The sequence below is a fragment of the Mesobacillus sp. ABV4_180 genome (genome assembly GCF_056158485.1).
Genome location: NZ_JBSWTJ010000001.1, coordinates 4,129,196 through 4,143,533 on the forward strand (window position 1 = coordinate 4,129,196; position 14,338 = coordinate 4,143,533).

A 14,338-nucleotide genomic window follows, 5' to 3' on the forward strand; every position below is an offset into this window, starting at 1 on the left:
GCTATAAAAAAACAGAGGGACGGTTCTCCTGTTTTTGGCAAAACAGCAAAACAGAGGGACGGTTCTTGTGATTTTCGAATCAGAGGGACGGTTCTCGCGTTTTCGCCAATTAAGAAGGTAATTCATTCCATTCCCTAGAATACATATGCAAAGCGAATATGCGGCTTTTGAAAAAGACAAAGTGGGGGTTAGCTATGGAAAGTAATCACAAGATTGCACTTATTGTTTCATTAGTAGTATTTGTAGGTTTTCCAATCCTTTTTCTCTGCATATCATTGTATACAGGGCAATGGGGTTATCTGGCGTGGAGTCTTCCACCTTCCTTAGCTGCAGGATTGACCGGATTAATAATCACTCGTAACCAACTAAAAAAGGCGGGGAAAAATGCGTAAAAACAGAGGTAAAAACAGAGGGACGGTTCTTATGATTTCAGATTGCAATAGCCACTGAATCACTAGAACCGTCCCCGTGTTTTCCTATCTATTCTTGATGTTGTGCAACAATAACTCGTGTAATGATCCCTGGTTCTGCGTCGCTGGCAAACAATACATCGTATTTCTTTCCTAAGCTAGGTGATTCATATACAAATTCTGTATCACTTTTCGTTTGAATTAACGTAGCATCTTCGGCCATGTAGTCAAAGGCATGTTCCAGTAAAAATGACTTATCTTGATTCATATTGATTCCAAGTTCCTTATCCAATTTGACTTCCACCTGGAAGACATCACCATCCCCTACAAGGTAATCCACACCTCTCTCCTCATCGGTGTACATCATATCATGCTGCTTTTTCAGCCCTTCATCATTTAGCGGACCATAAACAGTATTTTCTTCTATCCCCGATTCAGCAGACTCATCCTTTTCTTCGTCAGTCGCTTTCTCATCAGTTTCTTCTACCGTAGGTTCATTCTCTTTCGCATTCTCCTCAACCGGTTCCTCACCACATGCAGTAAGGAAAAATGCAACAAATAACAAAGACAAAAGTTTTCTCATTTTATAAAACCTCCCGATGATCTTCACTTCAGGCAATCCCATCACTGAGAATAATTCTTTCCTATATCGCTTTTTTTATGTAACAGAGTGAAACAGAGGGACGGTTCTTGTGATTCAATAGCCACTGAAACACTAGAACCGTCCCCGTGATTTTCTTAGTATGTGTTACAATGCTGAAAAGGGGATTTTCTAGGGAGGATACAGGTAAAATGGTGACCATATCTTATTTTGTTTCCCTTATTTTCATTGTGATTTCGATTTTTATTTCACTCATGTTTAAAAATGAGCTGGAGCAGATGTTCCTGAAAGGAAAAGAAGTGTTTGCGTTTCACATATGCAATGTGTTGATTACGCTAATGGTCGCTTTTGCAGCTCAGGCGGTGCTGACCATTTATATTTTTGAGCAGCGGTTCCATGTCATTCGGGAGATACTCATTCTTATGGCCATCATCTCACCCATTTATCTAATCGCGCACCTCGCATTCGAAAAATATAAAAAAGTCTACCGCAAATACGCACCAACAGAACAAGGCAAAGTCCTCGTCCTAAACGAAAAATACCTCAAAAAGAAAAAACGCTTCAAAAACCTTAAAAACTATAATGCCATGTCCAAGGAATAACAGAGGGAATAACAGAGGGACGGTTCTACTGTTTCAAATAGCACTAGCTACTGAAACAGTAGAACCGTCCCCGTGTTTCACCGCCCCCATGTCCATCACCCTATACTCATATAAACTCGTTCGGGCCGGCCGACGGTTCCGTATGTTAAATCTGCTTCTATTTTTTCTATGGATACAAGGTGTTCAAGGTATCGTCTTGCGGTTGTCCTGCTGACTCCGATTTCTTTTGCGACACTTTCTGCCGTAAGTCCCGTCCCACCCTTTCCAATGACTTCCATTACTTTTTCAAGTGTCAACGGGTCGATCCCTTTTGGAAGGTAGGATTTCTCACTGATCACATCATTCGTTTCTTTTCGCAGCAGTTTGTCGACCTGTTGTTGTGTGACGACATGATTTCCTGTGCCTAATTGTAATAACTTCTCATGGTAATCCTGATATCTCAGTAAGGATTGCTTGAATCGTTCAAACACTAAAGGCTTGATAATATAATCGAAGACTCCAATACTGATGGCTTCCTGGACTTTTTCGATTTCCTTCGTTGCTGTGATCATGATGACATCGGTTTGTTTCGACTGCAGCTTGAGTTCCCTTAACAATTCGAGGCCGTTCATATCGGGAAAATAAACATCGAGCAACAGCAAATCCGGCTTTAAAATTTCGATTAAGGTTTTAGCCTCGACATAGCCGGCTGCGATCCCGACGGCCTGGAATCCTTCAATTTGTTCAATAAACCGTTTTTGGATTTCGGCGATCCTTAAATCATCCTCCACGATTAAAACTTCAATGTCCCTTTTCCCCATCGTTCATTTCCCCCTGCTTTTTGGTATCGCCACAGTAAAAATTGTGCCTTCACCCGGATTAGATGAAAAGGTGACCGATCCCCCTAATTGATGAATCGCATTTTGAACAAGACTAAGACCTATACCTGAATTATTGTTCTTGTTCTTCGTTGTAAAACCTTCTTGAAAAATCTGTTCGCTATTTTCACTTTCGATCCCTCGGCCATTATCTTCTACTTCAATAATCAGCTCTTTGCCAAGGTCGGTCAGGAACAACATAACATTTTTTTCAGCTTTCCCGTTCTCCCTAACCGCTTCAAAAGCATTATTGACCAGGTTTCCAATAATCGTCACTAAATGGTCCCTGTCAATTTCATTTGGCACATCTTTAAAGCTGCTCTCCCTGTCTATTGTAAAATCAACCTTCAATTCGCTTGCCAGGCTAACTTTTCCAAGGACGAATGCAGCAATGATTGGGTCGGGCACTTCCTTCATTAAAAATTGAATGAATCCCTGGGCAACATCGACTTCCTTAGAGATAAAGTCGATGGCTTCCTTGTAAGATCCAAGCTGAATCAGGCCGAGAAGGGTATAAAGCCGGTTGGAATATTCATGGGTTTGGGCGCGCAATCCTTCTGCATAGGCTTTTATATGGGATAGTTCCTGCAGCAATTTCGCCAGTTCTGACTTGCTCCGGAAGCTTGCGACTGCCCCGATCACATCACCTTTCTTATTAAAAATCGGGATTCGATTGGCTAAATATACTTCTCCTAATATCATAATCTCCTGATCGTATTCTGCTTGTCCTGTAGCAACGACTGCAAGAAGATGCGTATTTTCCAACACCTCATCGATTCTTTTTCCACGAAGGAGGATCTCATTCGGCACCATCAATATTTTGTGGGCGTTTTCATTGACGACCGTGATGCGGCCATCGGTATCAATGGCAATGATTCCTTCATGGATGGATTCTAATATGGCGTGCTTTTCCTGATACATCCAGGCAATTTCTTTTGGTTCAAGACCAAACAGCGCTTTTTTTATATTCATAGTAATCAGGAATGCCACCAGTAAGCCTCCTATTAAAATAAGAAACGTAGCAGTGAACATTTTTTTCTGTATAGCTGAGATTTCTTTTTCGATATCGGTCTGAAGATAACCTACAGACACCACACCAACTACTTCTCCCTTGCTGAAGATGGGCGCTTTCCCCCTTAATGAAGGCCCCAATGTCCCAACAGATTCGGATATAACAGCTTCTCCGTTAAAAACACGGCCATTATCTCCCCCGACCATTTTTTGTCCTAATCGAACAGGATTGGGGTGAGAATAACGCACCTCATTTCTGTTTCCAATAACAATGAATTCTGCTCCTACCTGTTTCCGGATCCTTTCGGCGATCGGCTGTATAATAGAAGCTGGGTTATCGTCATAAAAAGCTTCTTCTATTTCTGGCATACTGGCGATTGATTCAGCCACAGCCAGCGCTTTAGAGCCAATTTCCTTCTTCATATTAGTCTCCAGGATATTCTTGAAGGTTATTTCAAAAATACCCCCAATCAAGACAATAAGGATAACAATTAGCAGCATTAATTTTGCATGTAATTTCACACCAACACCTCTATCCTCATTATAGTAAAAAAACTCCTTATAGAAAGGAGTTTTTTTACTATTTTAACTATTCAACCTTCTACATTAATAATGACTTCTTTCCCCCGCCTTTTCATCAATAGCGGAATCACAAGCCACAGGACGGTGATCAGGAGAAACGCGAGAGAAATGGGACGGGATATAAATACACTGAAATCCCCATTGGAAATCGTCAACGCTCGGCGCAGGTTATTCTCCACCATCGGCCCCAGCACTAACCCGAGTACAAGGGGAGCGATTGGATAATCATTTTTACTTAGGAAATAACCTAAAATCCCGCAGCCTAATAAAAGCAAGAGATCATTTGTTGATACCTGGACGGCATAGACACCAAAAATCGAGATCGCAATAATAATCGGGATCAGGAATTGTTTAGGTGTTTGAATAATTTTTGCAAACACTTTTACCAGCGGAAGATTCAAGATCAAGAGCATGACATTGCCGATAAACATACTTGCGATCAGTCCCCATGCTACCTGCGGGTGGTCTTCAAATAATAAGGGGCCGGGCTGCACGTTATACATCATTAATGCTCCCATTAAAATAGCGGTCGTCCCTGACCCTGGAATCCCCAATGTTAATAATGGAATCAACGCACCGCCGGATGCAGCATTATTCGCCGATTCTGGTGCTGCCACACCTGCAATGGTCCCTGTCCCGAATTTCGAAGGATTTTTCGAGATCTTTTTTTCTAAAATATAAGAAAAGAAGGATGCTAGAGTCGCTCCTGCCCCTGGCAAAATCCCGACAAAAAAGCCTAATATGGAACCGCGCGCAATCGGGGCAGCCGATTCTTTCAACTCAGCCTTTGAAGGCAGCAAATTATTAATCTTAGCGATTTCTCCCTCTTCTTCATCTTTTTCCAAAATCGTCTTAAAAACCTCACCAAGCGCGAACAATCCAACGGCAATCGTCAAGAACTCAATTCCCTGATACAGCCAAGGGACATTAAAAGTAAATCTGGCAATACCTGACACACTATCAATTCCGATTGTTCCGAGCAATAATCCAGTAACGGTCATGATCAAAGCCTTTGTCACGGATTTTCCTGCCAGGCCGCTGACAGCCCCAAGTCCTAAAAGCATCAGTGAAAAATATTCTGCCGGACCAAATTTTAGCGCAACGGCTGATAAAGGCTTAGCTAATGCAATAAGGGCGAAAAGCGTAACGATCCCGGCGACAAATGAACCAATGGCCGAAATCGATAAGGCACTGCCTGCTCTCCCATTCTTGGCCATCTGGTAACCATCCAGAGTTGTGACGACAGAAGATGATTCTCCTGGTGTGTTCAAAAGAATGGAGGTGGTTGAACCCCCATACATGGCTCCATAATAAACACCTGCAAGTAAAATGATGGCACTTGTTGCAGCCGATTCCGGCGGCAGCCAGCCAGTAACTGATGCGGTTACCGGAATAAGCAGCGCAACTCCGCTCATCGGCCCAATCCCCGGGAGCACGCCTACGGCGGTCCCAATCAAAACTCCAATGAAGGCAAAAATGATGTTATACCAAATGAAGGCTGTTCCAAAGCCTTGAAATAAATAATCGAGTGTATCCATTTTGTACGACCTCCTTCGAAAAGGCTACACCAAAACTATGAAAGCCAAATTGGCCATCCTGGCAGTGTGCCTTTTAATACTTCGACATACAAAAAATAAACCAGCCCTGAAAAACAAGAAGATATGAAAAGGGAAGAAATCACCTTTGAGCGTTCCATCGTTTGAAAACAAACAAATAAAAATAAAAACGTTGTGATGACGTACCCCATTGTTTCCAAAGTCAAAATATAAACCAATGTAGCGGAAAAAATGATCAAGAAAGGTCTATACAGTAATTTTTCTTTCGACCCATACTGTGTTTTAGTGACCATCGTTTCATAAAACAAACGAATGCTTAACAGAACAAGAATGCTACCTAGTAATAAAGGAAAGATATCAGGACCGACGGAGCTGCCATATGATGAACTCGCAAGCTGTTTGCTCCCAACAATAAAAAGTACACCTGTAGCCAAAAATAGTACCGAGGCAATCCGATCGAATTGAATACTCATTGCTTACTCCTTTCAAGAACGGGGGAAGGGAGAACACCCTCCCCCTCCTTTCTTACTTTTGCATACCCAGGGCTTTTAATAATTGCTGAACCTGGCTTTCCTGCTCGTCCAGGAACTTTTTGAAATCTTCGCCGTTCTTATAATCAAGATCCCATCCCTGTGTCTCTACTTCTTTCTTCCATTCAGGGGAGTTTGCGAGCTTTTCAAGTGATTTATCCCAATAAGCCTTTGCTTCATCAGACATTTTTTCAGGGCCAAAAACACCGCGCCAAATCGTGAATTCAGCATCCACTCCCTGTTCTTTTGCAGTTGGGATATCTTTGAAATCACCTGTTAAACGTTCAGCAGAAGTTACCGCCAAAACTCTTACCTTACCAGCCTTTAAAAACTCTTTAACACTGGATGCGTCAGTACCAATGACATCAGCGTTCCCGCCAAGCAGAGCCGTAATCGCTTCTCCACCGCCATCATAAGACACATATTTCACTTTCGTCGGATCAACACCATATTCATAAGCTGGAAGGATAGAGATTAGATGGTCCATGGAACCAGGTGCAGATCCGCCGGCAAATGTAAGTTTACTAGGATCTTTCTTTACCTCTTCCAGAACAGATTTTAAGTCTTTAAATTTCGAGTCCTCTTTTACAACAATCGCACCATAATCCTTTGTCAACTGGGCCAATGGCGTTGTATTTTTAACCCCATATGGGCTGTTTCCTTCTTTTTTCAGATTGTTGATGATAATCGGAGGTGAATTGACAAAAAGCATTTCATTATTTTCAGCTTGCGCAGTAGCGTATTCAGCCATAAACACCGCACCGCCGCCACCCGGCTTGTTCTCAACAGTCAAAGGCTGGTCAACAATCTTTGTCTCACTCAGAACCTTTGTAAATGAACGTGCTGTTAAATCCCATCCGCCGCCTGCTCCAGATGGCGCCACCACCGTAATAGCTTTGCTAGGATAACCCGAACCATCCTTTTTAGCAGACGATGCAGGCGCATCACTGCTGCAAGCACCAAGGCTTACCGCCAGTGCACCCGCACATAAAACAGCTGAAATCTTTTTCATAGAAAACATGAGTAACTCCTCCTTGTAAGCGTTTTCTTAATTTTACAAAGTTTTAGAAAATTGAACAGATTATCCATTTAAACAGCATTAAAAACTTAGTAAACATTTTGTTCATTTTGTTCACGGGACTTAATTACAATAGAAAAAGCTAGAGTCATAACACTCTAGCTTCCGTTTGTTATTCATCTTCCGTATCTATTTCGATATGATCCAACTCCGGATCATCGAAAGGATGCCATTTTTCTGCTTCCTCATAAAGTGTGAGGAACCTGGTGACAGGTGTTTCTGGTACCTGTTTTATTATCAAATCAAAAGAAGCATAGTGTGACCTATGCTTCCTATACTTTCTATAACGTTGTTAAAAACATTGAAATCGCTGGAATGTAAGTGATGATGATTAAGTCAAATACCATAATTAAAATGAATGGCACAATTGATTTTACAAGTTTATCGTATTTAACATTAGCGATTCCTTGTACGATAAATAAATCAAGACCAACTGGAGGAGTAATTAAACCGATAGAAAGGTTAACTACCATAATTAGACCAAAGAATACTGGATCGATTCCAACTCCCAATGCGACTGGAAGGAGTAATGGAGTTAAAATGGTGATGGCAGCAGATGCATTAAGGAAACATCCAGCAATGAAGAAAATAATGTTAAAGATTAGTAAGATAATATATTTGTTTTCTGAAATACCCATGACAGCCTTTGCGATCAACTGTGGTATTTGTTCCGCTGTCAATAACCATCCAAATAGATTCGCTGCTGCAATGATGAAAACAATCATAGCTGTCATTTTAGCCGCATTCAGAAAAGTAGTTGGCACGTCTTCCCACTTTAAATCTTTGTATACAAATTTGCTTATAACGAATGCATAGGCAGCAGCTACTGCACCAGCTTCCGTAGGAGTAAAGATTCCTCCACGAATACCGAAAATAATAATTAGTGGAAGGATTAATGCTAAGATCCCTTCAAAAAATGCCTTCTTGAAAGACACAAACTCAAAGGTCCCTTTCTCTTCAGCATAATTGTTCTTCTTAGTAATCCAGTAATTCACCATCATTATTGACAAGCCGATCAGTATTCCAGGGATAATGCCAGCAGTAAATAAATCGCCTATAGATACTCCCGCTGTTACACCGTAAACAATCATAGGAATTGACGGCGGTATAACAACAGCTATTGTTCCGGCACTCGCCACCGTTGCAGCAGCAAATCCTGTGTCATAGCCTTTTTTCTCCATCATCGGAATCATCATTTTACCGACAGCAGCCGTATCTGCAGCACCCGAACCTGAAATTCCGGCGAAAAACATGCTAGTTAAAGTTGAGACTTGAGCCAAACCCGATCTTATCCACCCGACAGAAGCAAACGCAAACCCCGCTATTCGCTGGCCCATACTGCCTGCCATCATGAATTCACCAGCCAGCATGAAAAAAGGAATCGCCAGCAACGGGAATGAATCGGTAGAGGTAATCAGCCTTTGAGGAATCACTTCTAATGGAATGTAATAGACACTGGCAATAAAACCACCTATACTGGCCCAGATAAGGGATATAGCTATTGGAACTCCTATGACCATCAGCAAAAATAATATCGCAACAACCACAAGTGCTACTGTCATCTTAGTTTCACTTCCTTAGCCCATATTTGTGTTTTCTGGAATCACTTCAACGTTCTGCAATGGTATTCGTGTTTCTTCCTTAGAAAGAAGTACAAATAAGCGAGCACATGAATGTACAATACAGATCATCGAGCATAATAGGACAGCGCCGTATATGAATGTCATATTAAGTCCTAATGAAGGGGATATTTGCAGAGTTGTAAATTTAAGGATTCTTAAACCAAAAATGGCCATAAATATGAACAACCCAACATTGATGGACTCAATAACAATTAATAATCTGTTTTTCCACTTCTCGGATAAAGCATTTATCAATATTTCTACCTTTGCATGACCATTGTTTTTATAAACTGTTCCGATCCCCAGGAAGACGATCCAAACAAATAAATAACGAATCAACTCCTCTATCCAGGTAAAATTGAAAATAGAAAAATCGATGAATGGTAAAAGCTCCTTCGTTACTGAGCTTTGTAATACAAACCGTGAAAACACCTGATATACTGTGCAAATGAATGCAAGTGCAAATAAGAAAATGATAATCGAACGGGTAATTCCATCAATTTTAGAACTTAACTTCTGAAAATTATTTTTCATTTCCTCATCTCCTTATTTCATGTCTTTCACTTTCTGTATTAAATCCTTGCCAAGGCTTTTTTCAAATTCCTTATAGACAGGTTCTACTGCTTTCCTGAATGATTCCAAATCCGGATTTTCTTCAATTTCTATATCAGTAGCTTTAAGCTGCTCTAAAAGTTTATTTTCTTCTTCCATTGCGACTTTTCTTTCATGCTGAATTGCTTCTTTGGAAGCATCGAGAATCACTTTTTGGAGATCTTCAGGTAAGGTATCGAAGGTAGTCTTGCTCATTAAAAGAATCGCTGCATCATAATTGTGTGCGGTCAATGTGAGATGGCCTTGAACTTCCTGAAATTTATTTAAGTAAATTTGAGCTAATGGATTTTCTTGACCGTCTACAACTTTCTGTTCTAGTGCTGTATATAATTCTCCGAAAGGAATAGGAACAGGGGTGGAACCAAGGGCTTTAATAAAAGAAATGTAGGGAGGTGATTCTTGTACACGCAGCTTTAAATTTGCGGCATCTTGTGCTGTTTTTATCGCTTTTTTATTATTCGTCATATGTCTCCAGCCATTTTCCATATAGCCAAGATTGATAAGACCTTTATTATCTAATCCACTTGATATTTCTTTACCAATTTCTCCATCAAGCACTTTGAATGCATGTTCACGGCTTTCAAATAGATAAGGTAAATTTAATAGGTTAAATTTGGGAGCAAAATTGGTTACAGGAGCTACCGAACCGATGTGAAAATGAATGGAACCTATTTGTGCTCCTTCAATTTGATCTCGTCCATTCCCTAATTGGCTGCTTGGAAAAATATCGATCCGTACTCTCCCATCTGACTTTTTTTCAACTAACTCTTTAAACTTTAGTGCACCCTGCTGATATGGATGCGTTTCAGTCTGTAAGTGTCCTAACCGAAGAACATATTCTGCTTTTGTTTCTTCGCCCGAAACAGCATTTGAGCATCCACTTAAAGTTATCAAGATAAGCACTATCACTATAGTTAAATAATTTTTCAAGTCGGTCCTCTCCTTTATAAATGTAAGCCCTTACATATTAAGGATAAAAAAATCAGATGCAATATTTTATTTAAATTATCATATAGGGCTGCAGATAACAATACTATTCTAACTATTCAGTTAATTCAACCTATAGGAGAGTTTAATGGCGGCAGTGGAATTTGATACTTATTCCACTGCCGAACGATTAAACAATTATTCATTAAGCACTACGATATAATTTCGTCATAACAAATTCCCTGTGTCCCAATGCTTCAGCACATGTCAATCTTCCATTTACTGTGCGTGTGATGACTTCCATGAGCTGGTCCCCAGCTTCCTCCAGGGTAATGCTGCGTGAAAGAAGTCCTTGCACATCCAAGTCGATATGCTCACTCATCGTACCAGCGGTGATTGGATTCGCTGTAATCTTTACGACTGGTTCGATTGGGTTGCCAATGATGTTGCCTTGCCCCGTCGGGAACAGATGAAGTACTGCTCCTCCTGCTGCCATCAAGGTGATACATTCTGCTGCCGCAGATGAAGTGTCCATAAAATATAGTCCGCTGCCATTCTCCGGGCTTTCTGCAGGATCCAATACTCCAATGACCTCTTTTGTACCTGTTTTAGCTATATTGCCCAATGCCTTTTCTTCTATCGTTGATAATCCTCCGGCAATGTTGCCCTGTGTTGGCTGAGAGCCAAGCAGGTCTACTCCTTTAGATTCAATCTCACCCACATAGTTGTCATAAATCCTCATGAACTTTTCTTTTAGCTCATCCGTTGCCATCCTGTTATAAATAAGGTGTTCTCCGCCAGTCAATTCTGAGGTTTCTCCAAAGAATACAGTTGCACCTGCTTCTACAAGCCTGTCAACAGCCTGGGAAACTGTAGGACACGAACCTAGACCTGTTGTCGTATCAGACTCACCGCATTTTATACTAATCGTCAGATCCTTCAATTCGATTGGTTCTTTTTGCAATTCCGAAGCCCACTGTACATATTCCTTCGCTTTCCATGATGCTCTCCTGATTGTTTCAAGATCCCCATTTCCTTCGATGGAAAAATATGAGACCGGCTTTCCAGTTTTAGCGATACCATCTGCAATTAGCTTGGACCAATTCTCTTCAATACCGATGACTACAACTGCAGCGACATTAGGGTTGGATCCGATTCCAATCATCGTCCTGAAATGCAGATCAAGATCCGGTCCATATTGGAGCCTGCCATATGCATGCGGCAGGGCCATAGTTCCCTGGATTTGTCTTGCCACTGCCTCACATGCTGCGTTTGAAATATCATCAACCGGTAAGATGATAACATGGTTTCTTACTCCGACTTTTCCATTTTCTCTGCGATATCCATACAATCTTTGTTCCATCCTTACCACCTCGCTGTTTTAATATTGTGAGTGTGTACATAATCCCCAGGCTTCCATAATTGGGTAGTCAGCCCAATCTGAATTCCATATTTAAGCACCGGTTGATTTATGCCTAAGTCCACTAGAGCAATCTTATGGCCGAGCGGGATGTCACCATGTGCCGCTAGCTCAACTTCCGTATTGTCATTCATGTAAATCCCGGTTACTGTTTCGCCTTCCTTAATCGGCGAAGTTGCTACACCTACATGATCCCCCTTCTCATGAATCAGAAATTTGTGAGTACTTGTTTGCCTCTCATCAGCTGCTGAAACTTTTTGTGCCGAAGTGCTCATTAAGAAACCTCCATCCTTCTGGTCGAGTGACCCAACCAATATATTTATAGTAAAGCATGCATTTTTTTCACTTGCAACTGTTTTTTGAATATTTTTTATCTTTTTAATTTTCAATGTTAAATCTTTAAAAAATCTTGCTGTTCTGCAAAAAAAATGTTTTAATATGAATAAATTGGTTGGGTCACTAAACCAATTTGTTGTTTTCAAATTATGGCGTGAAAGACCGGAAATCTGGGATCACATACTACATAGTCTTTTAATAAGGGGGAAATTCTTTGAGCATGACAGGAGCCAGGAAGCAAAAAAGTGAAATAGAACAGTTAACTCCAACAAAAGTTTTTATCTTAAGAACTAAAAAAGCTTTGGGAAATCGTACGGGGTGGGTGAAAGGAGTTATTTTAACGGCTGTTTTGGCTGTGTTAGCAGGATCGTTTGCCAAACTGTCTTTTTTTTCAGTTATGGGTGTAATGATCATATCAATAATCCTGGGAATGGCCTGGAAAGGATTGATGGGCATCCCGGAAAATAGCCAGGCTGGCATTACCTTCAGCAGTAAAATCCTCCTTCGTGCAGGGATCATTTTAATGGGCCTTCGGCTTAACTTTGAACAGATTATATCAGCTGGGTATTCAATAATAATAATTGATATTGCTGTTATCATTTTCACTCTCTCGGTAATGCTCTATATTGGAAAGCTCCTTTCTATCGATAAACACCTTTCTGCCCTTATTGCAGTTGGAACAGCCGTTTGTGGTGCAGCCGCTATCGTTGCTGTAGCGCCTTTAATAGGCGCAAGAAAAGAATTAACTGCCATCTCAGTAGCATTCATTGCCATTGCAGGTACTGTTGTCACTATAATCTACTCATTTCTGCACCCCTACCTGGGCATGAATTCATATGATTTCGGCCTATTAACCGGCTCGACATTACATGAGCTGGCACACGTCATTGCAGCTGCAGCACCAGGGGGGGCTGAAAGCAGCGATACTGCCATTCTAGTAAAGTTAGGGCGTGTTGCCCTGTTGATACCAGTTGCACTGATATTAGCCTACTTTTATAAAAAAGATTCCGTTTCTGACAAAAAAATGACGTTAAAAAACCTTCCTGTTCCATGGTTTATATTTGGATTTTTAGCTATGTGCCTGGTAAACACAATTGGTTTACTTCCACCTCAACTTACAAGTGGACTAATTGCATCCAGTGTATTCCTTCTTTCCATGGCGATGGCAGGTTTGGGGTTAGGCGTGAATTTTGCAGAATTTAAAAACCTGAACAGTAAGGTTATATTCACTGGTATAGCAGGTTCTGTGTCCTTAATCTTCCTTGGAATATTGATTACTAAAATTTTTTAATAAATCATATACCTTCTACTATATTGATATATAAATATATAAAAGATTAGCATTTGCCTGCTGCATTTTATCGTGCTTTAATAAAACTAGATATTCAGCAAATTACGACATAAAACATCATATCCCGCGGAATGATTTGATCAATAAAAATCGCGTTTTGAGAGGATTGTGCGCAATGCAATTTAACCGGAAAGGTGTTTCAGAACAAGTTGCAGACAGTATTAAGAAAAAAATCCATGATGGAGTCTTTACAGCCGGCCAAAGAATTCCGGGAGAAAGAGATATGGCCATAGAGCTCTCTGTAAGCAGAAACACAGTAAGAGAAGCCTATAAAATTCTTGAGGCTTATGGCTATTTGACTGCCAAGCATGGAACAGGTGTATTTGTTGCTTCGCCTGAACAGCAAATGCAAAAAATGGCCGAAGCGTTTTTTGTTTCTACAGACCAGATTAAAGACTTCTTTGCGGTACGTAAAATCCTGGAGGAATCAACCGTAAAATGGGCAATAGAAAATTCGGATACTGATGATTTCAGTGAACTGGAAGAGATCGTTAAAGAAGCAAAAGAAGCTGCCAAAAACAACGATCATGACAGACTATCTGACTTAGATTATAAATTTCATTTAACGATCACCAATTATTCTAAAAATATGGTATTGATAAGAATCATGTATTATTTAATTGATCTATTGTCTGAATCCAGAACAAAGTCTGTTCAAATCCCAGGCAGGTCGATTCAATCTGTCAAAGAACACAGTAAGATCTTAGAAGCAATTAAAAATAAGGATGTCATTCAGGCACAAAGATATATGAGAGAGCATTTAGAAAGTGTTGAACGCTCGATAACAAATAATAATATCGCCAATTAACAAAAAGGCTGTGTGAGAAAGGAGCAATCCTTAAC

15 protein-coding genes are annotated in these 14,338 nt (G+C 40.6%); 4 read left to right on the forward strand and 11 right to left on the reverse strand.

All coding sequences use genetic code 11. The features are described 5' to 3' along the window. The first annotated feature begins 194 nt into the window (after positions 1-194). Positions 195-392 carry a hypothetical protein gene (locus ACXAEA_RS21020; RefSeq protein ID WP_475097792.1) on the forward strand — a complete coding sequence of 66 codons (198 nt, stop codon included), beginning with the start codon at positions 195-197 and terminating at the stop codon, positions 390-392. 88 nt (positions 393-480) lie between these two features. Here the strand turns inward: ACXAEA_RS21020 and ACXAEA_RS21025 are convergent, their stop codons facing one another. Next, positions 481-993, reverse strand: coding sequence for a hypothetical protein (locus ACXAEA_RS21025; RefSeq protein ID WP_475097793.1), 513 nt, complete (start codon positions 991-993; stop codon positions 481-483). A gap of 209 nt (positions 994-1,202) precedes the next feature. Between ACXAEA_RS21025 and ACXAEA_RS21030 the strand changes: the two genes are divergently transcribed. Then, positions 1,203-1,613: a hypothetical protein gene (locus ACXAEA_RS21030; RefSeq protein WP_475097794.1), complete on the forward strand. Its 411-nt coding sequence runs from the start codon at positions 1,203-1,205 to the stop codon at positions 1,611-1,613. Positions 1,614-1,708: 95 nt separating this feature from the next. Here ACXAEA_RS21030 and ACXAEA_RS21035 read toward each other — a convergent pair whose 3' ends face one another. The 10 genes from ACXAEA_RS21035 to ACXAEA_RS21080 form a co-directional block, all read right to left on the reverse strand. Beyond that, on the reverse strand, positions 1,709-2,413 hold the full coding sequence (locus ACXAEA_RS21035) for a response regulator (RefSeq protein WP_475097795.1): 705 nt from the start codon (positions 2,411-2,413) through the stop codon (positions 1,709-1,711). A gap of 3 nt (positions 2,414-2,416) precedes the next feature. Continuing rightward, positions 2,417-4,003: an ATP-binding protein gene (locus tag ACXAEA_RS21040; RefSeq protein ID WP_475097796.1), complete on the reverse strand. Its 1,587-nt coding sequence runs from the start codon at positions 4,001-4,003 to the stop codon at positions 2,417-2,419. Positions 4,004-4,074: 71 nt separating this feature from the next. Further along, complete coding sequence (locus tag ACXAEA_RS21045; RefSeq protein ID WP_475097797.1) at positions 4,075-5,601, reverse strand: tripartite tricarboxylate transporter permease; 1,527 nt, start codon at positions 5,599-5,601, stop codon at positions 4,075-4,077. A gap of 35 nt (positions 5,602-5,636) precedes the next feature. After that, a complete protein-coding gene (locus ACXAEA_RS21050) occupies positions 5,637-6,092 on the reverse strand; it encodes a tripartite tricarboxylate transporter TctB family protein (RefSeq protein WP_475097798.1) in 456 nt (151 codons plus the stop codon). 52 nt (positions 6,093-6,144) lie between these two features. Beyond that, positions 6,145-7,170, reverse strand: a complete 1,026-nt coding sequence (locus ACXAEA_RS21055) for a Bug family tripartite tricarboxylate transporter substrate binding protein (RefSeq protein WP_475097799.1) — start codon at positions 7,168-7,170, stop codon at positions 6,145-6,147. Between the two features lie 338 nt (positions 7,171-7,508). Then, a complete protein-coding gene (locus ACXAEA_RS21060) occupies positions 7,509-8,789 on the reverse strand; it encodes a TRAP transporter large permease (RefSeq protein WP_475097800.1) in 1,281 nt (426 codons plus the stop codon). 15 nt (positions 8,790-8,804) lie between these two features. Beyond that, positions 8,805-9,383 carry a TRAP transporter small permease gene (locus ACXAEA_RS21065; RefSeq protein WP_475097801.1) on the reverse strand — a complete coding sequence of 193 codons (579 nt, stop codon included), beginning with the start codon at positions 9,381-9,383 and terminating at the stop codon, positions 8,805-8,807. Positions 9,384-9,395: 12 nt separating this feature from the next. Further along, positions 9,396-10,391, reverse strand: a complete 996-nt coding sequence (locus ACXAEA_RS21070; protein WP_475097802.1) for a TRAP transporter substrate-binding protein — start codon at positions 10,389-10,391, stop codon at positions 9,396-9,398. A 202-nt stretch (positions 10,392-10,593) separates the two neighbouring features. After that, positions 10,594-11,751, reverse strand: coding sequence for a UxaA family hydrolase (locus tag ACXAEA_RS21075; RefSeq protein WP_475097803.1), 1,158 nt, complete (start codon positions 11,749-11,751; stop codon positions 10,594-10,596). A gap of 2 nt (positions 11,752-11,753) precedes the next feature. Continuing rightward, positions 11,754-12,083: a UxaA family hydrolase gene (locus ACXAEA_RS21080; RefSeq protein ID WP_475097804.1), complete on the reverse strand. Its 330-nt coding sequence runs from the start codon at positions 12,081-12,083 to the stop codon at positions 11,754-11,756. Positions 12,084-12,364: 281 nt separating this feature from the next. Here ACXAEA_RS21080 and ACXAEA_RS21085 point away from each other — a divergent pair, with 281 nt between their 5' ends. Together ACXAEA_RS21085 and ACXAEA_RS21090 are read left to right on the forward strand one after the other, a co-directional pair. Continuing rightward, the gene (locus tag ACXAEA_RS21085; RefSeq protein ID WP_475098186.1) at positions 12,365-13,435 is read left to right on the forward strand and encodes a YeiH family protein; all 1,071 of its coding nucleotides are present in this window, start codon (positions 12,365-12,367) and stop codon (positions 13,433-13,435) included. Between the two features lie 175 nt (positions 13,436-13,610). After that, a complete protein-coding gene (locus tag ACXAEA_RS21090) occupies positions 13,611-14,303 on the forward strand; it encodes a FadR/GntR family transcriptional regulator (protein ID WP_475097805.1) in 693 nt (230 codons plus the stop codon). Positions 14,304-14,338 lie beyond the last annotated feature (35 nt).